Consider the following 25,240-nt stretch of genomic DNA (forward strand, 5'->3'; position numbering starts at 1 on the left):
CCATTATCGAGACTTGATTTCACTTTCAACCAAGTACTTGTGATTCATGACCATCTTACCACCATTGGTTGGCTGATAGCTAACCGCATAAGCAGGACCATTAACCACCTTCGTAATGATTGCGTTTGCGCCTTTCATGCCGGCCATATGAGTACTTGTTAGCGTAACTGTATCACCTTCGTTGTGATCCATCATGTCAGAAAAATCTTCTTTGGTTAACCACTTGTGACCACTGACTTTTTTACCGCCATTAGTTGGCTGGTAATCGACCTCATATAGTTTGACGTCGTAAGCGGCCGCAACCGTTCCCTTGGCGCCCTTCATTCCGGTCATATGATCAGCCTCTAAGGTAATCTTTGAGCCAACCGGATACTTTGGTTGAGTAGCATTTGGTAAATCAGTTGGCAAGCTTTCATCCATATCCATGCCAGACATCGAAGACGACATGGTCATCGATGATGAGGACGAAGACATCTGCATTTGACTACTGGACATGGTCATCTTCTTAGAATGGTGTTTATCCTGATCCTTTAATCCCAAAACCAGTACCACACCCAAGATGAATACTAGTAAAAGGGCCAGTAACCAACCGATTGTTTTCTTCTTCATTTTCTTCTCCTTCTCTTATTTTTATATTGGTATAGTTTAAATAACCATATTTTTATTATAAACAAAGTCGATTAGATAGGCAAGCCATCTCTTTTTGGTCAAAATAAAAAAGAATAGGTTTCCCTATCCTTTTTTATGGGGCATTCTGTCCCAAAAATCATCTTTATTTGTTTGACGGCTACGAGCGATGCCCATTTGATGAAAGTCAACATCATCCGTAATCGTTGACCCCGCTGCCGTGATGCTTTCATCGGCCAAAGTTACGGGGGCGACAATCTTCGTATTCGAACCGATAAAGACCCGGTCACCAACCGTCGTATCAAACTTGTTCACGCCATCATAGTTGACGAAGATCGTTCCAGCCCCAACGTTCACATCTGCTCCTAATGTGGCATTACCAACATAAGAAAGGTGACCAACCTTAGAGCCAAGGCCAACCGTTGCCTTTTTGACTTCCACAAAGTTTCCCAAATGTGCTCGATCTTTGATTTCAGCCAGTGGCCGCAGATGGGCATAGGGACCAATTGTTGTTTGGTTCTCAACCAGCGCTTCTTCAAGGTGTGAAGAAGTGATCACGTTTTCATCCCCAATGGTTGAATCCTCAATTCGAGTACCGGCCGTCAAAACGTTGTCTTGACCAATCACCGTCTTTCCCTTCAACGTCACGTTGCCTTCAATCACCGTATCTTTGCCAATTTGAACACCAGCATCGATATAGGTATTATCAGGATCGATTAATTCAACACCATTTTGCATGTGCCCACGGTTAATCCGCGTCCGCATAATCTTGTTGGCCGCAGCCAGAGCAACACGATCGTTAACCCCCATTGACTCGGAAAAGTCCATCGTCTGGTAGGCACCAATCTGTTGCCCCATCTCCCGCAAAATATCGAGCGTATCAGGCAGGTAATATTCAGCTTGCACGTTATCATTACCGACCTGTGAAAGAGCCTCAAACAAAAACTGGTTATCAAAAATATACACACCAGTATTGATTTCTTGGATCCGGCGTTCCGTAACGGACGCATCCTTTTCCTCAACAATCTTCAAGACCATTTCGTCCTCACCACGGACAATTCGGCCATAACCCGTTGGGTTTTCGGCAAAGGCCGTCAAAACCGTGACAGCATTCTTTGTTCGAGCATGCTCATCCAAGAGCGCCTGAAGTGTTTCCGTTGTAAAGAGGGGCGTATCCCCTGATAAAATCAGCGTCGCACCTTCACTATCAGCTAATGCCTGCTTGGTCTGCAAGACAGCGTGACCTGTTCCTAATTGTTGTTCCTGAACAACGAAGTCGGACTTCCCAGCTAAGTGGTCTTGAACCTGCTTAGCTCCAACACCGGTAACCGTTAAAATTTTATTTGGCTTTAATGGTGCCACGGCGGCAACCACCCAATCAACCATTGCCCGACCGGCAACTTGGTGTAAGACCTTTGGTAGGTCTGATTTCATCCGCGAACCGTTCCCGGCCGCCAAAATGACAACGTTTGTGGCTTGCATCGTTTCTTATTCCTTACCTTGATAAATTTCTTCAAAATAGTTTCCTGGTTGCACATTAATAGACTGGCCAGAGTCCAAGTTTGTTTCAACGTGCAACAAGGAAGTATAGTCCTCTAACAAACGGACATTTGACCGACCTTCAGCAAAGACGGCAGTCCCAACAACAGTACCACCGAATTCACGAACCAGCGTTTGCATTCCCTGGATGGTTCCGCCAGCCTTCATAAAGTCATCGACAATCAAGACGCGGGCGCCGGCCTTCAAAGACCGCTTTGACAAGGCCATCTTTTCAACGCGCTTTGATGATCCAGTTAAGTAATTAACCGAAATCATTGAACCTTCCGTCACCTTTGCGTCATCACGAACGATCACAAAAGGCACATTTAATTGATCAGCAACTGCTTGGGCCAAGGGAATCCCCTTGGTTGCAGCGGTCATCACGGCATCGATTTCTTCTCCAACGTACTGAGTCGTAATCAACCGTCCGGTTTGGCGTAGGACATTTGGCTGTCCTAACAAATCAGATAAGTAAACATAGCCGCCAGGCAAAACGCGGGATTCATCGTTCACAATTTGGCAAATGCCATCCACAAAGTCTTTAGCCTCACCAGCCGCCATCAATGGCGTGTAATAAACCCCACCGGCTGCACCTGGATAGGTTTTCACCTCACCCGTACCACGGGCTTTATAGGTCCGACGAATAATTGACAAATCTTCGGAAATTGACGATTTTGCCGCTTCATAACGATCAGCAAAAAAGTTCAGTGAAATCAGTTGGCGCGGGTGGTCCAATAGATAGTGCGACATATCGACCAAACGGTCAGCTCGACGTGTTTTCATAGGTATTTTTGTGGGCAAAAATACTGCCCTTTCCTCCTCAAAGTAATAATTTCCATCCCGATTATTATAGCATAAAACCGGAGTTAAAAACGAACATTCGTTTTTAACTCCGGCGTTTTTTAATATTTGTTACAAAATGGCTGACCTAATGCACTTTATTCCTTAGATAACCATATTGACAGCAGATAAATCAGCACTTCAATCCCAGCAATAAAGGCAGAGGTTGGCAGATTTGTGACATAAGCCAAAACCAGTCCTGTCCAAGTTCCGAACAAAGCGAAGAAGACCGATAGAGTCATCAAACGGCCCACAGAACCCTGATAATAGCGGGCAGATGCTGCCGGCAAAGTGACCAAGACAAAGATTAACAAGGAGCCAACTAGTTGTGATGAAATGGCCACAGACAATGCCATCACCACCAAGAAAAGGATTTTCAACCAGGTCTTTTTCCCTCGTGAAAGTAATAGTCCCGCCTCATCAAAAGCCAGTAAGCGTAATGGCTTGTAAAACAAGAAAATCACGATGAAGACACCCAGGGCCATCCCCGCCAAGATTAACAAATCAGTATGTGAAATACCAAGAACGGAACCGAATAAAATGCCGGTTGCTGCCGAATTGGCAGTGTGCCCCAGCGCCAAGAAAAGAATTCCTAAGGCAATGGCAAAGGCTGATACGGCAGAAGTCACGTTATCCTGGCGAACCTTGGCATTCTCCAATCCCCCGATTGATAGCGCAGCAAGGATTGTAAAAATAACCATCCCCAAAAGTGGTGGCCAGCCAATAAAGAAACCAAAGGCCGCCCCAGCAAAAGCAATTTCACTTAAAGAATGGCTCAAGAAGTTATACGACCGAGCCACCACGAAAGTTCCCACTATTCCAGCAACAATTGAAATCACTGTGCCGGCAATAAAAGCATTTTGCATAAAAACTTGATCAAACATGATTTACCTCCTGGCGGTGTTGTGAAGCAGCCGCGTCTGGCAAATCAGCTGCCTGGCCGCCCTGAATCTGCCCATCATGTAGCCAAAGGTAACCATCAGCATACTCTTTAACCCAAGAAGTATCATGCGAAATCCACAAAACACCAATTTGCCGACTTTGTTGTAGAGCGCGGACGCTCTTAACGAGTGCCAAAGCGTGATTAGCATCCAAAGCAGCCGTTGGTTCATCTAAAATCAGCAAATCTGGTTCTTGGACTAGCGCCTGGGCAATATAAGCCCGTTGCTTCTGCCCACCAGAGGCATCCGATAGCCGTAAATCGGCTAAATCAGCTAAGTCAACTTGCTTCAAGGCCTGGTCGATAGCTGATTTTTCATGGGTATTCAGCCAGGGACGCAAGCCCGACTTCAACCCTAAAGCAATAAAGGACCGAATCGTCAGCGGGTAATCGTCTCCCAGGTCACGAAACTGTGGTACGTAGGCTAAGCTCTTACTGTTGACCTCAATCGTCCCCTTCTGTTTCTTGTTTTCATGGCCAGGATGTTTTTGACCAATGACCTCTTGGATTAAGGCCTTAATTAAAGTTGTCTTGCCGGTCCCATTTTCACCAACAATGACAGTAAAACGGTGTTCCTCAATTTTAAAGGAAACGTCCCTTAAAATCACGCGATCACCAAAGGCAGCGGTAAAGTTTTTAACAACAATCTGCGCACTCATGGCATTCTCCTCTTTCATTTTAAAACCAGGCCAACAAAAAAAGCCCTGACGGGCTTTTTATGTATTTCCTTAATCGGCAAACGTGATGTCCACGTTATTCGTTAAGACGTCTGTGTAACTGTATGAAGCACGCTCAAAATCAGCTTCTTCATCCAATTCAACCACAAACAGCGATGGGAAAGTAGAACGCAAGATTCCGGAACGCTCCGTAAACTTCTTACGACCTGCCTGAGAAACTACAGTGACTGTTTCGCCTATGTGCGCGTCCAAGCGCGACTTAATATCTTCCAAAGTTGACATTTTCGACCGCCTTTCTCATTAAACAAGAACTATTATAACACATTAGTAACAAAAGTTCAATATTAGCAAAAAATGCGGTTTTCAGCGTTAACAGTTAACCTGCGTAGAATCCCTGTTCCATCAGGGCTAAATACAAGTCCGTTAATTGATTGAGGGTTAGTTTTTCAGCTCGAACCCCCGGTTGAATATTCGATTGGTCTAGAGCTTTTGTTAACCGCTCCTTAATTTCTTCCTCTTTGCCGAAACGTTGCAAGAGGTTATTCCAAAGTGACTTCCGTCGATGGGCAAAGGTTGTCTTAACCAGTGAGAACAGCTGATCAGGGTGATCAACCGGTTGGTCAGGCTCTCTTGGTGTGAGTGAAACCACAGCCGAATCCACATTTGGTGCCGGATTAAAGGCAGTTCGTGGCACTTTCAACGCAGTCTGAACATTAGCGTAGTAAGACAGGGTAATGGACAAAACACCATATTCCTTCGTCCCTGGTTCAGCCGTTAGCCGGTCAGCCACTTCCTTTTGCATCATCACCACTAGGCGGGACCAGTTAATCTGTGCCTGCAATAAGCCTAAAAGAATTGGTGTCGTGATGTAGTATGGCAAATTAGCGACAACCTTGACCGAACGCTCCGACCCAAAATGTTCAGCTAACGTTTGCTTTAGGTTAACCTCTAAGACATCATCGGTTTGAACCGTAACATTATCATACGGCGCCAAGGTTTCACTTAAGACTTTCACCATGTCCCGATCAATTTCAAAGGCTAAGACTTTGTCGGCAGCCAAGGCCAAATATTCGGTTAAACCACCAATGCCAGGCCCAATCTCGACCACGGCATCTTCCTTACTCAACTCTGCCGCATCCACAATCCCAGTCAGAATGTTTTGGTCAGTGAGAAAATTTTGACCAAACTTTTTTTTGGCCCGCAGGCCATACTGATTTAAAATTGCTTGAGTCCGCATTGGATTGGCAATTTTAATTGACTTTTCCATTAATGTTTCCTTTCAAGGCCGCCACAACCTGCTCTTGCATGATGCCGTAGGCTAAAAGACGGTGATACAGTTGTTTCCCATTGGCATAACCAATTTGCAGGCTCTGACCGAGCAAAATCCGTTTCTCCTTGGCGGTTGGTCCACCAACTAGGCCCAAATCGACCAGAAAGTCCCGATCGATATCAGAAGCCGGTCGAGACTGGCCAACTTGCTGATCAGCCTCCACAAGACAGGTAGCCAAAACATCCAGGGGTGCATGTTCCACTCCCAAGGATTTGTGCGGATTGTCCTTTTGCGCCCGGCCCTGGTCCTGGCTAATTGTCGCCTGGGCCACTGCTGGAACTGCTTCTGTGATTAGCCGCCGGAGCCGGTTCCCGTTAAAATCAGGATCCGTTAAAACGATGGCCCCGCGCTCTGCGGCTGCTTTTTGAATGCGCAAAATCACTTCTTCGCCCAGGGCTGACCCCCTGGTTTCAATCGTGTCACAGTCAACCGCTTGGCTCAGACGTTTTGTATCCGACCAACCTTCCACGACAACCATCGCCTTAACTCTTGGTCGGTCAGTCATGATTCAAAAAAGCCCGTTCAGCGTTTTGCTTGGTTTGTGTTGCGAGATCATCGGCTGACATTGAAAGCGTCTTGGCCAAATCATCAATAACAAACTTCGTCCAACCAGGTTCGTTGCGCTTACCACGATTTGGACTTGGCGCCAAGTATGGGGCATCCGTTTCTACCAAAATTTGGTCCAATGGCACAACCTTGGCTGCTTCTCGAACTTCTTCTGCTTTTTTGAAGGTCACGACGCCAGAGAAGGAAATATAATAACCTAAATCAGCGAAGGCCTTCGCCTGTTCTGGGGTTCCTGAGAAAGAATGAATCACCGCCTTGGTGACACTCTGTTCCTTCAAAACCCGATAAACATCATCAAAGGCTTCGCGGTTATGAATCACAACCGGCAAATTCTTTTCCTTGGCCAAACTGATTTGCGCCAAAAAGGCCTGCATTTGAACATTTTTATCGGTGTCATAGTGATAATCCAAGCCAGTTTCACCAACGGCAACCACCTGATCATGGTCCAATTGCTTGGTAAGCGTTGTCAGAGCCGCTTCATCAAAATCAGGTGTATCTTCTGGCTGGTAGCCTAAGATGGCGTAAACCCCGTCATTTTCTTGGGCAATTTCTAAGGCTCGCTGGTTGCCAACGGCATTATAGCCGACAATATTCATTTCAACTACTTGAAATTCATGTGCTCTTGCTAAGTATGCCGGCACGTCAAAGTAAAGTTCATCGTCATTCAAATGTGTATGACTGTCGTATGATGGTGCTGGTTGTTCATTTGGATGGTAAATCGCCATGATGGCCTCCTTTTTTACTTCCTCTATTCTAGCACAGGACGGCATTTTCTTTTGAATTCGTGAGAAAGTAGACAAACATTATTGCAAAAGAACGATACCCGTGCGTCAATCATAACGGTGTACCTGTTGATAAAAAAAGACTACTCAGCAACTTATCCCCAAAAGTGGGTTTTTAAGCTGAGCAGTCTTCTCTTTATTGAGCATCGACTGATGCGTAGTTCTTCAAGACACCGTTAACAAATTGCGCATCTTGTTGACTAGCAAATTCTTTGGCAAGTTCTACCGCTTCATCCACTACAACCTTGTAGGGTGCGGGTTCTGGCATCTGCAATTCATAAACTGCAATGCGCAAAATCACGAGGTTAACTCGTGCGATTCGGTCAACCTTCCAGCCTAAGGCCAAGTGCTTTGCGATATCAGCATCCAATTGCGCTTTTCGTGCTAAAACACCGTTAACCAGTTGGGGCAAAAAGGCATGGTAGTCTTGATCACCGACAACTAGGTCATAGACCAAATCCATTTCAGCTTCATCTGGCGTCTTGTTGGCGCAAGCAAAGAGAATCTGGACGGCCGCTTGCCGTTCTTCATGTCGTGATAATTGAGTCATTAGCTGGGCTCCTTTGCCAGGTCATGATCAAACAAATGGTCAGGGTCCAGGGTATCGTTTGTATCATCAGGGACCAAACCGGCAATGTTGACGTTCACTTCCGTAACCGTCAAACCAGTCAAATCAGCCAAGTTTTTCTTGATTGATTGTTGGATAGCAAAAGCCACCTTTGGTACGACAACACCGTAATGCAAAACAACAGAGACGTCAAAATTCAAGCCATCTTCGTCGTTTTCCAATAAAACACCCTTCGTTTTGGCGATATTGGTCAAAGATTTTGGAAAATGGTCGTAAACGTTTGTTTGCATGGCTGCTACACCATCAACCTCTAGGGTTGCTGCCTGGGCGATCAATTCTAAGGCATGCCGGGCAACCATTGTTTGCCCGTCTTCCATTTTGTCAGCGGACAGTAAAAAGTTCTTATTCGCTAAGCTGGCTTGCTTGACCATTGTTTCCTCCAATCAACCGATAAAATCGGTACCAATAAATACAAAAGACTGCTTCATCAAGAAAGCAGCCTAAGCAACCTTAGGCCCGACCCTTGTAGGACCCATCTTCAGTATTAACAATGATGGTTTCACCTTCGTTAACAAAATCTGGCACTGTAATTGTAGCACCAGTTTCAACAGTAGCAGGCTTACCTGAACCAGTAGCCGTTGCCCCCTTGATACCAGGTTGCGTCTCCGTTACCTTCAAAGTAACAGTTGATGGCAATTCTGCTCCCAAGACTTCTGAACCATACATCGTAATCTTAACTTCCATTCCTTCAAGCATGAACTTCAAGGCTTCTTGCAAGTTATCATCTGAGATGTTGATTTGTTCGTAAGTTTCAGTGTCCATGAAGACACGACCATCGTTTTCGGCGTACAAGTATGACATTGGGCGCGTTGTAATTTCGGCCTGTTCAAACTTATCACCAGGACGGAAGGTTACTTCGTTAACCGCACCCGTCCGCAAATTCTTCAACTTAGAGCGCACAAAGGCAGCTCCCTTTCCAGGCTTCACGTGTTGGAATTCCAATACACGCCAGATTGAGTTTGAGTATTCAATCGTCAAACCTGTCTTCAAATCATTCATGCCAATTGCCATGAGTCTATCCCTCGTTCGTTAAGTAATTGTATTTTATTATAACAAATTTTTGGCCAATACGCACTGTTCTTTCAAAATGATGATTTTATACTAACTCGCTTTATTAGCAAAAGGGTGAACTAACGGTAGTTTTCATTATATATGAACACTTTTTAGAGCACTGATTTGGTATTTACTGAGCTTTAAATACAAAAAACTATCATACTTATTTACAAAATGATTCGTACCAGCAACTAATTTTTTAACAAAGGTTATGCCTTCTTAAGAAACCCCCCAATCCCCTGCCAGCTGTGGTAAAATAGAATTTAAGGTTTTCGTTCGTGATCAATTAAAAATTAAACTTGGAGGAACAAACATGGTTTACAAAGTTTACTATCAAAGTCATTTCGACCGCAATCCAAAGCGGGAAAACACTCAGGCCTTTTACATCGAGGCCGAATCAAAGCCAGCCGCATTAGCAGCTGCGCAAGCAAATACAGAATTTAACATCGAAGATGTTGAAGAATTATCCGATGCAGCACTGGTGTACGAACAGGCTAATCCGGAATTTAAGTTAACAACCTTCGCCTAATGTCAGCAGTTGATATTAAGGAAAACGAAGTTGGCGTTTACGCCCTTGGTGGACTTGGCGAAATTGGAAAAAACACGTATGGAATCCAATACCAAGATGAAATTATCGTCGTGGATGCCGGAATTAAGTTTCCAGAGGATTCCCTTTTAGGAATTGACTATGTCATTCCAGACTATTCGTACTTAGTCGAAAACATTGACAAAGTAAAAGCTCTGGTGATCACCCACGGACACGAAGACCACATCGGGGCGATTGCTTACTTTTTACAAGCTGTCAATGTACCAGTTTATGCCGGACCATTGGCAATGGCCTTAATTCGGAACAAGTTGGAGGAAAAGCAGCTGTTAAATCGCGCTGAACTTCACGAAATTACGGATGGGTCAGTCATTGAATTCGACCAAATGTCAGTTGAATTCATTCGTACCACTCACTCAATCCCAGACGTTTTTGCCGTTTCAGTCAAAACACCCGTTGGAACGATTGTGGAAACCGGTGACTTCAAATTTGATTTGACACCAACCACCAAGCAAAAGCCAAACCTTTGGTCAATGGCTCGAACGGGTGAAGAAGGCGTCTTATTGTTGATGTCGGATTCAACCAACGCTGAGCGTCCCGAGTGGACAAAATCAGAAGCCTGGGTCGAAAAGACTGTTCAAAAGCTTTTTGAACAACTAAAGCATGGTCGAATTATCTTTGCTACTTTCGCTTCGAACATGAATCGAATCAAAATGGCCACGGATGCTGCCATTGCCCACGGCCGTAAGATTGCCGTCTTCGGTCGGTCAATGGAATCAGCCATGACGAACGGACGGGCCCTTGGATACTTAAACATCCCAGATGACGCCCTGATTGAGCAGTCACAGATTAAAAATATCCCAGATGACGAACTTTTGATTCTCTCAACCGGATCACAGGGAGAGTCAATGGCCGCTTTGGCGCGGATTGCTAATGGCACTCACAAGCAGGTTCGCTTGAAGCCAAACGATAATGTTATCTTCTCTTCTTCCCCAATTCCTGGGAACACAGCCTCTGTTAACGCTGTGATTAACAAATTAGAAGAAGGTGGCGCGAACGTCATTCATGGTAAGTTAAACAATATTCACACTTCTGGTCACGGTGGCCAAGAAGAACAAAAGTTGATGTTGTCATTAATGAAGCCTGAATACTTTATGCCTGTCCACGGTGAATACCGGATGCTCAAAGTTCATGCCGGCCTAGCCGAAGAACTTGATATTCCAAAAGACCATACCTTTATCCTGGAAAACGGTGATGTTCTCGCTCTTGATGGTGTTAACCCACCACGAATTGCTGGACACTTCCCTGCCGAAGATACTTATATCGATGGTTCAGGAATTGGCGATATCGGTTCGATTGTATTGCACGACCGCCTGAAGCTATCACAAGATGGTTTGGTTATCGTCACCGCTACGATCGACTTAAAGAAAAAGGAAATCCTTTCTGGACCTGATATCTTGTCCCGTGGTTTTGTTTACATGCGTGAATCTGGTGACCTCATTAATGATGGTCGTCATGTCATTTTCAATACGATTCGTAAGGCAATGTCTGCAAAGAATGCCAGTGAATCTGATATTCGTCAGGCCATCATTGATGATTTGGCTAAGTATTTGCATAAAGAAACGGCTCGTAAGCCAATGATTTTGCCAATGCTGATTATGATTTAAGAAAATAGAAAACGTCTAAATGATTTTATCGTTTAGACGTTTTTTCATACTAAAATCTGCTATTATTAAAGGGTATCGTTAACATTTTATTTATGCTTTTACTTGTTTAACGATTGATTATCCGTTTCTATCCAATATAAGGAGCTTTAAGAGATGACAGAACGCAAGATTCCGGCGATTATGGGCACACAACACCCTGATAACGCCAACGCCCCCTTCTGGGACACCGCGCAACAACCTTTCATCAGTGCTTATCGTGAAACTGATGAAGCCTTTCAAAACTACCAGGCCCTCGATGTTGATGAATACATGTGGGACTGGGAAGGAAAGCACGCCGATGCGGCCGTCATTGACCGCCTTTTTTCAACCCACTATGAATACTTTAAGGAACATCAACTTGGTCGTGACAAGTTTTTGACCTTCCGTTTCCCAAACATCTGGGAAGAAAAGGGCTACAACTTAATGCAAGCCATGACCGCCTTTTTGAGTTCAGAAGACTTTGCCAACGATCTTGGCTTTGACCAACGGCCTTTATTTGAAGCCATTTTGCCAATGGCCCAGCGTGCCGATCAAATCATTGAAATGCAGCTTTTGTTTGAAAAGCTCGCCCAGTTCAAGGATGCGACCTTCACACCAACGGAAGATAACAAGGCCTACATCGAGATGATTCCACTCTTTGAAGACTTTGAAACACAATACCATGCACCAGAAATTTTGAAGGAATACTTGAACCTTCACGAGGAACACTTTGGTTTCCGACCAAAGTACTTGCGTGTCTTCTTGGCTGGGTCTGATTCTGCCCTCTCAGCCGGCTTTATGTCCTCCATTATTGGAAACAAGTTAGCCTTAGCTCGCTTGCACCAATTTGCCGAGGAAGAAGGCATCACCATCTACCCAATTTCTGGAACTGGGTCTGCCATCTTCCGTGGTGGCCTCTCACCTCGTCGTGTTAAGCGCTATGTCCGTGAGTTCCCTGGTGTGCGCACGGCAACGGTCCAGTCAGCATTCCGTTATGACTTTTCGATTGACGAAGCAAAGGCTGGTATCAAGTACTTGAAGGAAGAATTGCCAAAGGCCAAACCATTGGTGATTAGCGATGAAGACGAAACCATTCTTTCCGATATCGCCCAAAAATCAGCAACCTTCTACCAGGAAACACTTGAGCAATTGGTTCCTGATGTTCAACCAATCTTCAAGGCCTTCCCAAAACGTCGTGATCGCCGTCAGCACGTTGGTGTCTTAGGTTACTCCCGTTCAGTTGATAACATCGAATTGCCTCGGGCTATCAACTTTACTGGTGCCTTCTACTCAATTGGTGTGCCACCTGAATTTATTGGCTTTGGTCGTGCATACGCGAGCCTCAACGAGGAGCAGTTGGCTGTCTTGAACCGCTATTACCCAAGCATGCGCGCTGATTTTGCGGAATTAGCCCACTATGTCAACTGGGATGCCCTCCAGGTTTTGAAGACGCAAAGTCCGGCCTGGCAAGAAGTCGAAGAAGATATCGTCATCCTAAAGGATGCCTTTGACCTCCACATTGGCCCAGAAACAATGGCTGAACAACAACACGCTGAAATCGCTCTCCAAGTCGTTGAATTCAAGGAAGGCGCTTCCGTTGCCATCACTGCTTTAATCAACCGCATGGCCCAATTGCGTCATTTCTTGGGTTAATCCAGGCACTTAAAAATTAATCAACAAAAAGACGAACCTAAGTTCGTCTTTTTTATTTGCTCATTATTTTGTCGTACCAGAAATCGTGGTGCCAAACAAATGTCAAGAAAAAATCGTCACTATCCCTGATTTTCTGCTATAATCGACGTATTCTGATAAATTTGAAATGATACCCGCCGTTTGGGTATCCGGCATGCACTGGCATGCCTTTTTTAACGACATAGCAAAGACTTAAAATTATGACATCAGCACACTTTATCATCGATACAACCCTGATTCGCCAAAAAGATCTGGGTTCCTTGGATCAAATTCAAGGGCAATTAACAGCCGCCCAGGTGGTGACAAGCTTTCAAAAGGCATCAACGCAAAACCCAGTCTATAACCTTGCCCGTAAGGTCGCTAAGACCTTACAAACAGAAGAAGTCCTGCCAATCGTCGTCATTGGTAATCCAGCTTCCTTGAATGCAACTTTGGCCGCAATTCTAGACTTTGACGAAAGCCTGCGCTGGCCACTCTTACTCATCAATTGGGGCGATAAAAACCACTCAACAAATCATCTTGTGAACCAAATTTTAACTTCCTTAAACAACCAAGCCATCCAGCAGGCTCCTCTTGGACTGGTAACGGGTTCTGTTCCAAAGCAGGGCAAGCAATACTTCTTGGATAGCTTCCAGGTCGGTCCTGATTTTTCAGCTATTTTACCTAAATTCAATCAAAAATTTGCTTGGAAGCATGCCTTTCATCAAATGTTTTCTTTTTGGGGCCAGGCCTCACGCAATCAAAATAAAATCAGCTTCTCCTGGACCCTTCGTTTTGGCCATACCTACCAAAACCATTCCAAGACGCTCGGTTTACAAATTATTCTGGGCCAAGATGGTGTCGCGGCCGAAATCCGTCTGGTGAACCAACTTCCCTGGCCACAAATCATGCTGACCTATCTGCGTGGTAAAAAAGGCGTGGAAAACCCTAGTCGAAAGGGCTTTACCACTATCCCACTCACGATTCCTGCCGATTTTCATATCCAAGATATTCAGTCGGTCAAAATCGATGGCCGCCTCCTTCAATCCGGTGCCTATTCTTTCACCATGACGATTGCAGGGACCTACCCCATCATGGCAGTCACCGAAAACTAATCAATACAAATGAAAAAGACCTGGATCCGTCCTTCGACGGCATTCAGGTCTTTTTTAGTTTAGATGATAGCTCTGATTTTTCCTAAAGAAAATTGGCTTACAATTCCGCCTTGATTTTCTCAACCTGGTCCAACTTTTCCCATGGCAAGTCCAAATCAGGACGACCAAAGTGGCCGTAAGCAGCTGTTTGCTTGTAGATTGGGCGACGAAGGTCTAGGCTGTTAATGATTGACAAAGGACGGAAATCAAAGATCTTCTCAACAATCGCTTCAATCTTGTCTTCTGCTACCTTGGCAGTCCCAAATGTTTCGATATTCAGCGAAACCGGCTTTGCGACCCCGATGGCATAGGCAACTTGGAGTTCCACCTTATCAGCCAAGCCAGCCGCCACCAAATTCTTCGCCACGTAGCGAGCATAGTAAGCAGCAGAACGATCAACCTTGGTTGCATCCTTACCTGAGAAAGCACCTCCACCGTGGTGGGCTGCCCCACCATAAGTATCAACGATGATCTTACGACCAGTCAAACCAGAATCGGCTTGAGGCCCACCCAAGACAAAGCGGCCAGATGGGTTGATGTAATACTTCGTTTGGTCATCGACTAAATCAGCAGGCAAAACAGGATCAATCACGAACTTTTTAATATCAGCACGCAATTGTTCCAATGTTACTTCTGAATCGTGCTGAGTTGACAAAACAACGGCGGCAATACGCTTTACCTGACCATCATCCGTCAATTCCAGCGTTACTTCCCCCTTGGCATCTGGACGGAGATATGACAATTTTTGGTCATTTCGTACTTGACGAATCTTGCGCATTAACTGGTGGGACAAGTCTAAGGCCAGTGGCAAGTAATCAGCCGTTTCGTTGGTTGCATAACCAAAGACCATTCCTTGGTCACCAGCACCTAACTGGTCAGGATCATCTTCGGCAGCATCAACGGCTTGCGCGATATCGGGTGATTGTTCCACAATTTTGTTGGAAACATTGATGGAATCAGCTGAGAAGCCAAATTCAGGCTTGTCATAGCCGATTGCCTTAATCGTATCAACAGCAATTTGACGGACGTTCACATAGGCAGTCGTTGACAACTCACCAAAGATGGAAACATCCCCCGTTGATGTCGTCACTTCGATGGCGGCCCGAGCCTTTGGGTCTTCTGTCAACACGGCATCCAAGATGGCATCGGCGATTTGGTCTGCCACCTTATCAGGGTGGCCGTTGGCTACTGATTCAGCAGTAAAAAATTTTGTCATTTTCTTTTTCTCCTTTAAATTAACTAACAATTAAGAGACAAAAGAAAAGCGCCGTGGACAACCCAAAGCGCTTTGCAAGTTGCCTATCTTACAGAATTACCACCGTGCGAATGCCGGTTGGTGCAGGTTCACCGTGCTGTATCACTTCCCTGCTCTTGATAGTTATGTAATTTATAATTTATATTCTACATGATAGAATAAGAAATAGCAATTGACTTTCGAGGTTCTGATGACAAAAGAAAATGAAACAACCAATCCTGATCAACAAACCAGTACGCCACTCGATGGCGCAACTGACGAACCAATCCAGGAAAAAACAGCCGACTTCTTCTCTCGGTCACAACGACGACAAGAGCAACAGCACCAGCAGCAACAAGCCAGCCAGGCTCAAGTCGCTGCTCTGCCAACACCCCATCGCTATACGGTTCCAGCGATTGCAGTTGGTCTGAACGTTATCTGGTGGCAGCAACCTCTCATCTACCACCAGGTTTGGCAAAACGCCGGTAACTGGCAGATTTGGTCTTTAGTCGCCTATTCAATCTTTTCTGCGATTGCCTTGGGTTTCCTCGTTAAAACCCGCTTTGCCAGGGCCGACTGGCGTGTTTGGGCTTCCTTAGCTGCTTCTCTAATCGTGATTTTTAACTCACAACTACGGTCACGTTTTGAAGTCTTAGCTCTCCTCTTGCTCTTCATCTGTTTTTTGCTGATTTTACCCTTCCAGGCCTTTCAGTTGAAGAACCCACTTGGCTTAGCCGGCTTAAGTATCTTGCTGACCTTTTCGGTACCAATTTGCATCAACTACCTGGCTAACAACTATGTCGAACCTGATTTTTTGAAGCAATCATGGCTGTTAGTCTTTGCCACCGCCTTTTACTTCACACCCCTCTTCCTGCCAACAGCTAAGGGTCGAAAATTAGGACTCATAACCGGGCCACTTTTTATCCTGGCTACTCTCATCTTAGAAGGCTTCTCACCGATTGCCTTTCTCACCATCGCTGTCGCCTTGGCCGCCTACTGTTTAACCTTTATCCGGCCATTAACCTATCAAATTCAGCCCTTAGTAGTCATTTTCGGGCTGGTTGTCACCGTGATGGTCTACTATCATTGAGAAACAAAAAACGCTTAGAATCGCTTCTAAGCTTTTTTAATTTGTAATCTTATTGATCCAATTTTGTAATCGTATAGGACTTGTCGTCGGCCTTACGAACAAGCAAAGCTTGAATCTCGTTGGCCGTTTGAATTTTGATTTGTACAGGAGCTGATGAAGGTAAGAACTTCATAGCAGATGTGGCCACATAGTTGGAGAAGGCTTCAATCTCGGTTGGTGAATAGAATTGCGTTGTCACCGTAACATTCATGGAAGACAACTTATTATTCGTAAACTTAGCAGAAGCTGTTGCCCCAGCAATGTTTGGGAAGAAATTTGAAATATCCGTCTTGAAGTTATTGAATCCGGTATTTTCATCAGACCCAAGGCTCGAAGTATCATCGGATTCCTTTGGCAGAACAATCGACTTTTCGTTGATATCTGACCAATCACCGATATCAGTACCTGATTTTGAGGTCGCTTCAGCATAGAAAGAACCAGGAGCCAATGAATCCTGAGAAGCAGTATCATACATAGCCAACACGATTGGAATGTTCTTGCCAACACCTTGTTGCTCACGAATCGTCTTGATTAACTTCGGAGCAATCTTTCGGCCGTAGGCAATCCGGTCCTTATCCGAAATCGTCTGGTAATAGGTCGCACCATACTGTTCCTTTTGGTAGGCATCCTGACTATTCATCGCCACACCAACAACCATCCCAGCTAATTGTAGGTTATTGCCACTCTTAGTCATGAAATCTTGTTCCGTTAACGTCTGAACGTAAATCGGATTTCTTGAACTATCCGTCTTACCATTGTCTTTTGGATTCAAACCAGTCGAATTGCTGTCCGTCTGACGGGCCAAGAGACCATTAACCGTATCAGAATCAAGGTACTGGCCTTCCTGGAAGATATAGCGACCAGTCTTAAAGTGTGACTTCGACAAATTTAACAGCGAAGTTTCGAAATCTTGAACATCCAAAGAATTGTTCAAGGACGTTGCGGTAATGCCTCGAGCGGCTGAAGTCAAATAATGACCATCCTTAATGACCGTTTGGTAATCTCCCGCAGAACTTTGCGTTAATTGAACACCCTTTGTTTTGGAAACACTTGGTGTAACCGAAGCGATATTAATAAAGTAAAAAAAGGCTCCTAAAATAATCAGAAGCACGAGGCCGATTAGGATATAGCCCCGCTTTGAAATCCGTTTTAACATTGTTTTTCCTCTTTGACAGCTTGGCTAAATACGCCAAGTACAACCACCGGCAAGTTTTTCTTGCCGCAACCAACTGCTTTAGCCGGCCTCATTTTGCTGGGCTGACAAGAATTCTTGCTCATTCCAGACAGTGATTCCGAGATCATTTGCTTTTGTCAGTTTTGAGCCTGCATCGATGCCGGCAATCACTAAATCAGTCTTCTTTGAAACTGATCCCGTAACGCTGGCACCATGGGCTTCTAACCAGGCAGCAATTTCACTCCGTGAACTCTGCTCTAGTTTACCAGTCAAAACGATCTTTTTACCATAGAAAAATGAATTTTCATCAATTGGACCCGTTTCGAACAAGTATTCTAGATTCACGCCAGCATTAGCCAATTCGGCCAAAAGAGCTTGGGACTGGGGTTCATCGAAATATTTCACAACAGAATCCGCAATCGCTTGGCCAATGCCATCGATGGCCACAATTTGATCGGCACTGGCCTGCCCTAGGCTTGGTAAGTCTTGGAAATTCGCCATGATGGTCTTCGCCGCTTTCGCCCCAACCAAACGGATGCCCAAACCGAAGAGCAAGCGGTCGGCAGAATTTGCTTTGGAAGACCGGATGGCTGCTACCAAGTTATTGGCTGATTTTTCCTGGAACTTATCCAAGGATAGCAATTGTTCAACCGTGAGAGAATAAATGGAAGCCACATCGGTCACCAATTTCTTATCTAAAAGTTGGCTAACAATCTGTGGGCCAAGGCCATCAATATTCATCGCATTCCGAGAAGCAAAGTGGGTCAGCCCTTCCTGCAACTGTGCCGGACAGGCTGGGTTAATGCAGCGCAACACCACTTCACCCTCAACATGGACCAAATCAGCACCACAGGAAGGACAAGTCGTTGGAATTTGATACTTTTTAGCATCGGCTGGGCGTTTATCCAGGATTACTTGCCCAATTTCCGGGATAATATCACCGGCTTTGTGCAAGGTCACCGTATCCCCGACGCGGACATCCTTTTCCTCGAGGTAGTCCGGATTATGCAAGGAAGCCCGCTGCACCGTTGTCCCAGCCAAGAAAACCGGATCCATGGCTGCCGTTGGTGTCACTGCACCCGTTCGACCGACTGTCCACTCGATATCACGGACAATTGTTTGCTCCTCTTCCGGTGGAAACTTATAGGCGATGGACCACCGTGGCACCTTAACCGTGTTACCCAAGTCAATTTCTGAATCGATATCATCAACTTTGACAACAACGCCATCAATCCCGTAAGGCAAACCGTCACGTTTTTCAGTATATTCGGCAATGTAGGGTGCAATATCTTTCATTTGGCCAATCACGCGGTTGTCCTTGTTGGTTGGCAAACCAAGTTCGGCAAAGCGGCGCAAAACTTCTGATTGCTTGGTCACACCTAAAGTATCAGCCTCAGCCGTATAGTAAATAAAGGCAGACAGCTTGCGCTTCTTGGTTTCTCGTGCATCTAGTTGGCGCAGCGAACCCGCCGCTGCATTCCGTGGGTTAGCAAAGGGTTCTTGGCCCTGATTTTCCCGCTCTTCATTCAAATGCGCAAAGGAGGCCTTGGGCATATAAATTTCACCACGAACCTCGATTGTTAGGGGCTCTTTTAACGTTTGGGGAACATCGGCGATGGTTTTGACGTTAGCCGTCACATCTTCACCAATCAAACCGTTACCTCGAGTGGAAGCTTGAATTAAGCGACCATTTTCATACTTTAAAGAAACGGCCAAACCATCAATCTTCAATTCCAAGTTGTAAGATGGTTGTTGGCCCAACGCCTTGACGGTACGATTTTCCCACTCTTGGAGTTCTTCCAAGGAAAAGACATCCCCCAAAGAAAGCATTGGCACCGGATGTTGGACCTTTTCCAAACCAGACTTGGTCTGAGCACCACCAACATTTTGCGTTGGCGAATCTGGTGTCACAAATTGTGGAAAGGCCTGTTCCAAGGCCACTAACCTGGCATACTTTTCGTCATAAACGTGGTCTTCCACCTTAGGCGCATCTTGCTCATAATAGGCAATCCCGTAATCGGTCAGTTCATCTTGCAGCTGACTGATTTCGACTTGTGCATCCTTTGTCGACATATTTATTGGTTGTGGATTACTTGCCATAAAAAATCCTTTCTACACGGCCGTTTAGCCAGCGACCGCCATAGCTGTGATTGCACCAAGGGGGAAGCCTCCGTGCCTTCCTGCCCGCTTAATCAATCCGTGTGATTGGTGCAAAGGCAGCCAAGAGTTGCTTAATGCCATCTTCTGGGAAAGCGACTTTGAGTTCTTGGTCAGCCTGATCACCGGTGACCGAAACAACCGTTCCAATACCCCACTTCTTGTGAGAAACCTTATCACCAGCTTGCCATGTCACGCCTTCAGCACCAGTGGTTCCGGCTGATTTCTTTTGAACTGGACTAGCCTTAGCGGCCCCTTGATAAGTGGTGCTCGTTGCTCGAAGTAACTTCGAAGACAAACCAGCAGAAACGCCAGATCCACCTGCTGGATAAGCCTGCTCAAGCAATTCAGGCGAAATCTCATCAATAAAGCGGGAAGGTTGGTTCGCTTGTGTCCGACCGTATAATAAGCGGGAGAAAGCGTTGGTCAAATAGAGTTTCTGCTCAGCTCGCGTAATCCCGACATAGGCCAGGCGCCGTTCTTCCTCTAGTTGATCCTCGTCTTGTGCGGCCCGTCCCAATGGGAACAAGCCCTCTTCAAGGCCAATCAAGAAGACCGTTGGGAATTCCAGTCCCTTGGCGGCATGCAGGGTCATTAACGTGACCACCCCGCTATCTTCCTCGACGTTATCCAGGTCAGCCATTAAGGCCGTTGACCCTAAGAAATCAGTCAACGGGTTGACCGCATCTTCCGCCTGGGCATCGTACTTGTCGTCAAATTCCTTCGTTACAGACAAAAATTCATCTAGGTTTTCTAATCGTGATTGCGACTCGGGGTCTGATTTTGCCTGTAATTCCTGACGATAGCCGGACTGTTCCAAAATCAAATCCGTTAGCTCAGAAACGGTTAAGAACTCAGCCTGTTGGCGGAAGTTATGCACCATTTCAGCAAAGGAAAGCAACTTTGTCACTGCGGCTGGACGGATGTCTTGGGCCATTTCGACTTGGTCAATAGCCGCCAACATTGGCAAGTTGACTTGGTTGGCAAAAGTAAAAAGCCGGTCAACCGTTGACTGGCCGATGGCACGTTTGGGAACGTTGATAATCCGCTCTAGGGCCGCGTTATCAGCTGGGTTAGCAACCAACGAGAGATAGGCCATAATGTCCAAAATTTCCTTACGGTCGTAGAACTTATGCCCACCGACAATCGTGTAAGGAATATTGGCCTTGACCAAGGACTCTTCCATAGCACGGGACTGGGCATTGGTCCGGTAAAGAATGGCAAAGTCGGACAAGGACTTATGGTCCTCACGTTGACCCTTTTGAATTTGGCCTAACACATAATAGGCCTCGTCTTGAGCCGACTGGGCCCGGTAATAGGTAATCTTGTCCCCAACGCCGTTTTCGGTCCAAAGCTTCTTTGGCACTCGCTCATTATTGTGATTAATCACACCATTGGCAGCATCCAAAATCGATTGGGTTGACCGATAATTTTGTTCCAAGAAGACTGATTTTGCCTCGGGCCAATCCTTTTCAAAGTTCAAAATATTTTGCATATTGGCACCACGCCAACCATAGATTGACTGGTCGGCATCTCCAACAACGGCCAAGTTTTTTGAACCCTGCGCCAACATGTTGACAATCTTATACTGGGCGTCGTTGGTGTCCTGGTACTCATCGACGTGGAGGTACCGGAACTGGTCCTGGTAGCGTTGCAAAACATCAGGAGCCTTTTCAAAGAGTTCAATCGTCAACATAATTAAGTCATCAAAGTCGACCGACTGCGCCTGACGCAAAGCCTTCTGGTAAGAAGAATAAACTTCTGCTACCCGCTCTTCATAAAAATTAGCGGCCTGCTCTTGGTAATCCTTGGCCGTTAATAAATCGTTTTTGGCATTGGAAATAGTTCCCAAAATGGTCCGCGGATCATACTGATTTGAATCCAGGTTCAAATCGTTAATCACCCGCTTCACCAGCGTCTTCTGGGCAGAACTATCCAAAATCGTAAAGTTCTTTCCCAAGCCGATACGTTCACCGTCTCGACGTAAAATCCGGACAGCCAGGGCGTGGAATGTTGAAACCCAAACGGATTGGGCCAACTGTTCATCCACTAATTTACCAATTCGTTCCCGCATTTCACGGGCAGCCTTATTCGTAAAGGTGATGGCCAAAATCCGCCAGGGTGCCACATCTAAATCTTCAATCAAATGCGCAACGCGATGCGTCAAAACTCTGGTCTTCCCAGATCCGGCACCAGCCATAATTAAAAGCGGTCCCTCTGTCGTTCTGACCGCCTCTGCTTGCTTGCTATTCATACCCTTGGTTAGTTCTTCAACAGTCATTTTGCCATCCTAAATCGTTTTTGTTCACTGCTTTTATTTTATCATAATTCAAGAAAAATCAGGCCAAGACAAAAAACAGTCCTGGTTTCGCTTGCTCGCCTGAAAAATACCCAGTAACCACGCCTTAGCCACCAGTAATTAACCATTTACAGCCTGTCTGATTTTTTGGTAAGGTAACTATAATTAAAGGTGGAAAAATCATGCAAACTAGCGAACACTTACTCACTTTAGGCCAGACTGGCTGGTTCAAAGCTAAGTACCAACCAGCGGCCACGACGCTTTTCGCCCCACACCTGCTTTTGGTTGGGCAAACTGGGTCCGGCAAATCAACAACCCTCAAACAAATTAGCCGGCAACTACAGGAAAATCGACTTGGACAAATTATTTTCGACCCAACCGGTGAATTTAGCCAGGCAAACGACCAGCAGGCGTCTTATGTTGTTGGCAAAAACGTCTACTTTGATCTCAGCCAGCTAGCAGCAGAAGACTTGCTAACTGCCCTTGATTTGGCCTGGCCAACCAAGTGGCAACTTCTACTGGGGCAAGCTCAAGCAGCCCTGCGCATCAACTACTACCTTAGCCAGCAACAAAAGGACATTTTAAATACTCAGTCCTTAACCACCGATACCTTTTATGAGCAAAAAAGGCAGCTATATAAAAGCCAATGGACCTTTTCATTAAGCCTCCTCGCGCCCCAATTGCGGTTGCTGGCTCGTCAAGGATTTGCAGATCATGAAGAAAGCCTTGACGACACCGATCCTGATTTGATGACGGCCATCGACCAACTAGCCGACCGACTGGCAGATCCGCGCCTAAAGGCAATTGCTCCAAACACCCAGGTGAAAACGACCAAGTACGACTTGCTTTACCTACTCAAATTAGCAACGGCCAAGGCCGACTTCGGTGCAAAAATCAGTATCAATCTCGCCCAACTGAAAGACCTCGGTGCCCTCCAAGCCACCATCATGTCCACCGTTTGGCGCCAACTTCTCAGTTTCCAGGCTCAGAGCACGCACAAAACGACGGTTTACCTCTTAATCGACGAGGGTCACCGTTTCCTCATGAAAAACAACCAAGCTGACCAAGACAAGGGCAGTGGCTTAGCACAAATTCTTCGTGAAGGGCGCAAGGAGGGCCTCCTGGTGGCCTTTGCTTCTCAGTCGCCACTCGACTTGCCGACCGCTCTACTAGGGCAATTTTCAGCCACAATCGCCCATCGACTCACAAACCAAAACGAATGGCAGGCCCTGCCCCTCTTAGCCAACTCGGCTAAAACTGGCAAGAAGTTAGGTCAGCTACAAACCGGCCAAGCAATTGTCAAAATTGGCCAGAAACCGAGTCGAACTGTCACGATTTTCGCATCGAAGACCAACCAATAAACCAAACAAAAAGAGAACTATACTCGCGTCCATGGCGTATACGGTCCTCTTTTTAATTGAAACGATTCTAATACATTTACCCAATCAAGCCATTTAGGAAGTAGCATCCCCCATCGTCACCGCCAAATCAAAGCGCTTTAAATTCCAGGTTTCAATGACTGCCACTAATTTGGCCGCATAAGTCGGATCGGTCGCATACCCATCTTGCACAAGGGCCTGCGCTGCTGCTTGGTAATTTTTGGCTGCCAGCACATGCTCATATTGGTTAGGATTCCAGTGGGTCCCCTTTGAAATCAGCTGAGCATGCGCCTCCATTGATTCTTGCCAGGTATTGTAGGAAGCAAACTTTTGATCGACTGTCATCCAATGACCGTCCTCATACTCTTTGGTAGGAACGACTACACCAGCCTGGCTAGCCGATGCTTTAATGCCATACAAGTTGTTATAGTCCTTTGACAAAATAGACTGGTTCCAATCAGATTCCAAAATCGCCTGTGCCAGTGAAATGGAAGCAAAAATTCGATACTTATATTGCATCTTTTGTGCAAATGGCGCCCAAATTTGGAGCTGTTTTTGCTTGGCTTCGTCTTGATAGATAATTTGATCTTTTTTGGTTGTCATCGATTGGTTCATCGCCACGGTCAAAGCAATCAAAGTTAGAAAAACGAGCAAGAGCATAAAGTAAATTCGCCGCTTTTTTTTCGCCTTTGGCAGGAAAAACCATTTTTTCTTTTTCCGCTTTTTAGCCACCAGGGCACCTCCATTTTATTAGAATCATTGTTGTCTGAAATTGAATATAGCCAGTATACGCCTTTCTAATTTATTTGCCAAAAAAAGAAAAAACCAACATCACTGTTGGTTTAATCATTTTACCAGTCAAAACGCTGACTGATTTTTTAGCCAAAACCGTCTTACAGTTCCTTTAACTTCCCGCGGAAGTCGGCCAAGCTTTGGTAACCCTTTTCAGCCATAATGGCTTTTAATTCTTCGGCTAGACGGTCATAGATGCCCAAACCTTCCTTCATCACCTGAGTACCGACGGATACCAAATCAGCCCCACAGAGAATATGTGCAAAAACATTTGCCCCGGAAGTCACACCACCAGTTCCCAAGACCTTAATGCTGTCATTCAAGCGTTGACGGAGGGCCCGAACATTGGCCAAAGCAGTTGGCAAGACCATTGTTCCCCCAAGGCCACCAAAGCCGCCCTTGGCCTTGGTAACAACCTGTTCCTGATCAACATCAACCCAAAGGCCGTTACCAATCGAATTAATCGTGTTCACGTGAGTCAATGGGTACTTGTTCAAGACTGCAGCAATCTTATCGAAGTGCACTAAATCAAAGTATGGTGGCAACTTCACGCCCAAAGGCTTCGTGTAAAAGCTGAAGACTTCACTTAAAACCCGGTCGGTTGCCTCGAAGTCGTAGGCCAATTGAGGTTCCCCAACAATGTTTGGGCAAGACAAGTTCAATTCAGTTGGTCCCTGGTAATCGGAAGCCTGCAAGTCCTTTAACAAAGTAATCGCATCGGCCGCTGACAAAGCAGCAACTGACAAAATGGTTGGCTTTGTCTGCTCTTGCAAAACGTAATCAAGATAAAAATCATAACCCAAGTTTGGCAACCCCATCGAGTTAATCGAACCATTTTCGAGGTCATAGTAGCGTGGGTTTGGGTTTCCTTCACGAGCTTGAAGCGTTGCTGATTTTGTCACCATCGCGCCCAAGTTACTCGTGTTTGCCAAGTCATTCAGTTCTTCTTTGGTCTGACAGTGGACCCCAGAGGCGTTGAGCAATGGGCTCGTTAAAGTTTGACCAAAGAGGTCAGCGCTTAAATCAATTTCCGTCATGA

At 45.7% G+C, this 25,240-nt stretch carries 24 protein-coding genes and 1 riboswitch; of the genes, 6 read left to right on the forward strand and 18 right to left on the reverse strand.

Annotated elements, in window-relative coordinates; all coding sequences use genetic code 11:
- Positions 1-3: 3 nt before the first annotated feature.
- The 12 genes from AABI20_RS01380 to efp all read right to left on the reverse strand — a co-directional run bounded on the left by AABI20_RS01380 (position 4) and on the right by efp (position 8,941).
- A complete protein-coding gene (locus tag AABI20_RS01380; RefSeq protein ID WP_288845944.1) occupies positions 4-609 on the reverse strand; it encodes a YdhK family protein in 606 nt (201 codons plus the stop codon).
- Positions 610-732: 123 nt separating this feature from the next.
- Complete coding sequence (gene glmU / locus AABI20_RS01385; protein ID WP_082131925.1) at positions 733-2,109, reverse strand: bifunctional UDP-N-acetylglucosamine diphosphorylase/glucosamine-1-phosphate N-acetyltransferase GlmU; 1,377 nt, start codon at positions 2,107-2,109, stop codon at positions 733-735.
- Between the two features lie 6 nt (positions 2,110-2,115).
- Complete coding sequence (gene purR / locus AABI20_RS01390) at positions 2,116-2,949, reverse strand: pur operon repressor (RefSeq protein WP_047975274.1); 834 nt, start codon at positions 2,947-2,949, stop codon at positions 2,116-2,118.
- A 155-nt stretch (positions 2,950-3,104) separates the two neighbouring features.
- Positions 3,105-3,890: a metal ABC transporter permease gene (locus AABI20_RS01395; RefSeq protein WP_288845942.1), complete on the reverse strand. Its 786-nt coding sequence runs from the start codon at positions 3,888-3,890 to the stop codon at positions 3,105-3,107.
- On the reverse strand, positions 3,883-4,605 hold the full coding sequence (locus AABI20_RS01400; protein ID WP_248660863.1) for a metal ABC transporter ATP-binding protein: 723 nt from the start codon (positions 4,603-4,605) through the stop codon (positions 3,883-3,885). The genes AABI20_RS01395 and AABI20_RS01400 overlap by 8 nt, the downstream gene beginning before the upstream one ends.
- A 69-nt stretch (positions 4,606-4,674) precedes the next feature.
- Complete coding sequence (locus tag AABI20_RS01405) at positions 4,675-4,905, reverse strand: Veg family protein (protein ID WP_047975277.1); 231 nt, start codon at positions 4,903-4,905, stop codon at positions 4,675-4,677.
- A 94-nt stretch (positions 4,906-4,999) separates the two neighbouring features.
- Entirely contained in the window at positions 5,000-5,890 is an 891-nt protein-coding gene (gene rsmA / locus AABI20_RS01410) for a 16S rRNA (adenine(1518)-N(6)/adenine(1519)-N(6))-dimethyltransferase RsmA (protein ID WP_338346564.1), read from the reverse strand.
- Positions 5,874-6,458 (reverse strand): ribonuclease M5, encoded by a 585-nt coding sequence (gene rnmV / locus AABI20_RS01415; RefSeq protein ID WP_047975279.1) that lies wholly within the window; start codon positions 6,456-6,458, stop codon positions 5,874-5,876. The genes rsmA and rnmV overlap by 17 nt, the downstream gene beginning before the upstream one ends.
- Entirely contained in the window at positions 6,451-7,245 is a 795-nt protein-coding gene (locus AABI20_RS01420) for a TatD family hydrolase (protein WP_338346565.1), read from the reverse strand. The genes rnmV and AABI20_RS01420 overlap by 8 nt, the downstream gene beginning before the upstream one ends.
- Positions 7,246-7,438: 193 nt before the next feature.
- Positions 7,439-7,852, reverse strand: a complete 414-nt coding sequence (nusB, locus tag AABI20_RS01425; protein ID WP_338346566.1) for a transcription antitermination factor NusB — start codon at positions 7,850-7,852, stop codon at positions 7,439-7,441.
- Positions 7,852-8,301, reverse strand: coding sequence for an Asp23/Gls24 family envelope stress response protein (locus AABI20_RS01430; RefSeq protein ID WP_288845938.1), 450 nt, complete (start codon positions 8,299-8,301; stop codon positions 7,852-7,854). Before AABI20_RS01430 ends, nusB begins: the two co-directional genes overlap by 1 nt.
- A gap of 79 nt (positions 8,302-8,380) precedes the next feature.
- Positions 8,381-8,941: an elongation factor P gene (gene efp / locus AABI20_RS01435; RefSeq protein WP_047975283.1), complete on the reverse strand. Its 561-nt coding sequence runs from the start codon at positions 8,939-8,941 to the stop codon at positions 8,381-8,383.
- Positions 8,942-9,296: 355 nt separating this feature from the next.
- Between efp and AABI20_RS01440 the strand changes: the two genes are divergently transcribed.
- From AABI20_RS01440 to AABI20_RS01455, 4 genes are all read left to right on the forward strand, one after another.
- Positions 9,297-9,512, forward strand: coding sequence for an RNA polymerase epsilon subunit (locus tag AABI20_RS01440; RefSeq protein ID WP_047975284.1), 216 nt, complete (start codon positions 9,297-9,299; stop codon positions 9,510-9,512).
- Positions 9,512-11,194, forward strand: coding sequence for a ribonuclease J1 (gene rnjA, locus AABI20_RS01445; protein ID WP_047975285.1), 1,683 nt, complete (start codon positions 9,512-9,514; stop codon positions 11,192-11,194). Before AABI20_RS01440 ends, rnjA begins: the two co-directional genes overlap by 1 nt.
- A gap of 153 nt (positions 11,195-11,347) precedes the next feature.
- On the forward strand, positions 11,348-12,865 hold the full coding sequence (gene ppcA, locus AABI20_RS01450) for a phosphoenolpyruvate carboxylase (RefSeq protein WP_288845933.1): 1,518 nt from the start codon (positions 11,348-11,350) through the stop codon (positions 12,863-12,865).
- Between the two features lie 239 nt (positions 12,866-13,104).
- A complete protein-coding gene (locus AABI20_RS01455) occupies positions 13,105-13,998 on the forward strand; it encodes a hypothetical protein (protein ID WP_338346567.1) in 894 nt (297 codons plus the stop codon).
- A 97-nt stretch (positions 13,999-14,095) separates the two neighbouring features.
- Here the strand turns inward: AABI20_RS01455 and metK are convergent, their stop codons facing one another.
- Positions 14,096-15,253, reverse strand: a complete 1,158-nt coding sequence (metK, locus tag AABI20_RS01460) for a methionine adenosyltransferase (protein WP_288845930.1) — start codon at positions 15,251-15,253, stop codon at positions 14,096-14,098.
- A gap of 80 nt (positions 15,254-15,333) precedes the next feature.
- Positions 15,334-15,418: riboswitch (SAM riboswitch) on the reverse strand.
- A 64-nt stretch (positions 15,419-15,482) separates the two neighbouring features.
- Here metK and AABI20_RS01465 point away from each other — a divergent pair.
- Complete coding sequence (locus tag AABI20_RS01465) at positions 15,483-16,361, forward strand: hypothetical protein (protein WP_288845929.1); 879 nt, start codon at positions 15,483-15,485, stop codon at positions 16,359-16,361.
- A gap of 49 nt (positions 16,362-16,410) precedes the next feature.
- Here the strand turns inward: AABI20_RS01465 and AABI20_RS01470 are convergent, their stop codons facing one another.
- The 3 genes from AABI20_RS01470 to pcrA form a co-directional block, all read right to left on the reverse strand.
- On the reverse strand, positions 16,411-17,556 hold the full coding sequence (locus tag AABI20_RS01470; RefSeq protein WP_288845928.1) for a CamS family sex pheromone protein: 1,146 nt from the start codon (positions 17,554-17,556) through the stop codon (positions 16,411-16,413).
- 78 nt (positions 17,557-17,634) lie between these two features.
- Positions 17,635-19,674: an NAD-dependent DNA ligase LigA gene (gene ligA, locus AABI20_RS01475; protein WP_288845927.1), complete on the reverse strand. Its 2,040-nt coding sequence runs from the start codon at positions 19,672-19,674 to the stop codon at positions 17,635-17,637.
- A gap of 88 nt (positions 19,675-19,762) precedes the next feature.
- On the reverse strand, positions 19,763-22,012 hold the full coding sequence (gene pcrA, locus AABI20_RS01480; protein ID WP_288845926.1) for a DNA helicase PcrA: 2,250 nt from the start codon (positions 22,010-22,012) through the stop codon (positions 19,763-19,765).
- Between the two features lie 200 nt (positions 22,013-22,212).
- Here pcrA and AABI20_RS01485 point away from each other — a divergent pair, with 200 nt between their 5' ends.
- The gene (locus AABI20_RS01485; RefSeq protein WP_338346568.1) at positions 22,213-23,391 is read left to right on the forward strand and encodes an ATP-binding protein; all 1,179 of its coding nucleotides are present in this window, start codon (positions 22,213-22,215) and stop codon (positions 23,389-23,391) included.
- A 93-nt stretch (positions 23,392-23,484) separates the two neighbouring features.
- Here AABI20_RS01485 and AABI20_RS01490 read toward each other — a convergent pair whose 3' ends face one another.
- Together AABI20_RS01490 and AABI20_RS01495 are read right to left on the reverse strand one after the other, a co-directional pair.
- Positions 23,485-24,141, reverse strand: coding sequence for a glycoside hydrolase family 73 protein (locus tag AABI20_RS01490; RefSeq protein WP_421825114.1), 657 nt, complete (start codon positions 24,139-24,141; stop codon positions 23,485-23,487).
- Between the two features lie 161 nt (positions 24,142-24,302).
- Positions 24,303-25,238 (reverse strand): dihydroorotate oxidase, encoded by a 936-nt coding sequence (locus tag AABI20_RS01495; protein ID WP_338346569.1) that lies wholly within the window; start codon positions 25,236-25,238, stop codon positions 24,303-24,305.
- Positions 25,239-25,240: the final 2 nt, after the last annotated feature.

The sequence above is a fragment of the Fructobacillus cardui genome (assembly GCF_963580785.1).
GTDB lineage: Bacteria > Bacillota > Bacilli > Lactobacillales > Lactobacillaceae > Fructobacillus > Fructobacillus cardui.

What these genes read in the sequence shown, in the direction of transcription:
- AABI20_RS01380 (WP_288845944.1), bottom strand. Translation starts at nt 609, where the DNA reads ATGAAGAAGAAAACAATCGGTTGGTTACTGGCCCTTTTACTAGTATTC.
- glmU (WP_082131925.1), bottom strand. Translation starts at nt 2,109, where the DNA reads ATGCAAGCCACAAACGTTGTCATTTTGGCGGCCGGGAACGGTTCGCGG.
- purR (WP_047975274.1), bottom strand. Translation starts at nt 2,949, where the DNA reads ATGAAAACACGTCGAGCTGACCGTTTGGTCGATATGTCGCACTATCTA.
- AABI20_RS01395 (WP_288845942.1), bottom strand. Translation starts at nt 3,890, where the DNA reads ATGTTTGATCAAGTTTTTATGCAAAATGCTTTTATTGCCGGCACAGTG.
- AABI20_RS01400 (WP_248660863.1), bottom strand. Translation starts at nt 4,605, where the DNA reads ATGAGTGCGCAGATTGTTGTTAAAAACTTTACCGCTGCCTTTGGTGAT.
- AABI20_RS01405 (WP_047975277.1), bottom strand. Translation starts at nt 4,905, where the DNA reads ATGTCAACTTTGGAAGATATTAAGTCGCGCTTGGACGCGCACATAGGC.
- rsmA (WP_338346564.1), bottom strand. Translation starts at nt 5,890, where the DNA reads ATGGAAAAGTCAATTAAAATTGCCAATCCAATGCGGACTCAAGCAATT.
- rnmV (WP_047975279.1), bottom strand. Translation starts at nt 6,458, where the DNA reads ATGACTGACCGACCAAGAGTTAAGGCGATGGTTGTCGTGGAAGGTTGG.
- AABI20_RS01420 (WP_338346565.1), bottom strand. Translation starts at nt 7,245, where the DNA reads ATGGCGATTTACCATCCAAATGAACAACCAGCACCATCATACGACAGT.
- nusB (WP_338346566.1), bottom strand. Translation starts at nt 7,852, where the DNA reads ATGACTCAATTATCACGACATGAAGAACGGCAAGCGGCCGTCCAGATT.
- AABI20_RS01430 (WP_288845938.1), bottom strand. Translation starts at nt 8,301, where the DNA reads ATGGTCAAGCAAGCCAGCTTAGCGAATAAGAACTTTTTACTGTCCGCT.
- efp (WP_047975283.1), bottom strand. Translation starts at nt 8,941, where the DNA reads ATGGCAATTGGCATGAATGATTTGAAGACAGGTTTGACGATTGAATAC.
- AABI20_RS01440 (WP_047975284.1), top strand. Translation starts at nt 9,297, where the DNA reads ATGGTTTACAAAGTTTACTATCAAAGTCATTTCGACCGCAATCCAAAG.
- rnjA (WP_047975285.1), top strand. Translation starts at nt 9,512, where the DNA reads ATGTCAGCAGTTGATATTAAGGAAAACGAAGTTGGCGTTTACGCCCTT.
- ppcA (WP_288845933.1), top strand. Translation starts at nt 11,348, where the DNA reads ATGACAGAACGCAAGATTCCGGCGATTATGGGCACACAACACCCTGAT.
- AABI20_RS01455 (WP_338346567.1), top strand. Translation starts at nt 13,105, where the DNA reads ATGACATCAGCACACTTTATCATCGATACAACCCTGATTCGCCAAAAA.
- metK (WP_288845930.1), bottom strand. Translation starts at nt 15,253, where the DNA reads ATGACAAAATTTTTTACTGCTGAATCAGTAGCCAACGGCCACCCTGAT.
- AABI20_RS01465 (WP_288845929.1), top strand. Translation starts at nt 15,483, where the DNA reads ATGACAAAAGAAAATGAAACAACCAATCCTGATCAACAAACCAGTACG.
- AABI20_RS01470 (WP_288845928.1), bottom strand. Translation starts at nt 17,556, where the DNA reads ATGTTAAAACGGATTTCAAAGCGGGGCTATATCCTAATCGGCCTCGTG.
- ligA (WP_288845927.1), bottom strand. Translation starts at nt 19,674, where the DNA reads ATGGCAAGTAATCCACAACCAATAAATATGTCGACAAAGGATGCACAA.
- pcrA (WP_288845926.1), bottom strand. Translation starts at nt 22,012, where the DNA reads ATGACTGTTGAAGAACTAACCAAGGGTATGAATAGCAAGCAAGCAGAG.
- AABI20_RS01485 (WP_338346568.1), top strand. Translation starts at nt 22,213, where the DNA reads ATGCAAACTAGCGAACACTTACTCACTTTAGGCCAGACTGGCTGGTTC.
- AABI20_RS01495 (WP_338346569.1), bottom strand. Translation starts at nt 25,238, where the DNA reads ATGACGGAAATTGATTTAAGCGCTGACCTCTTTGGTCAAACTTTAACG.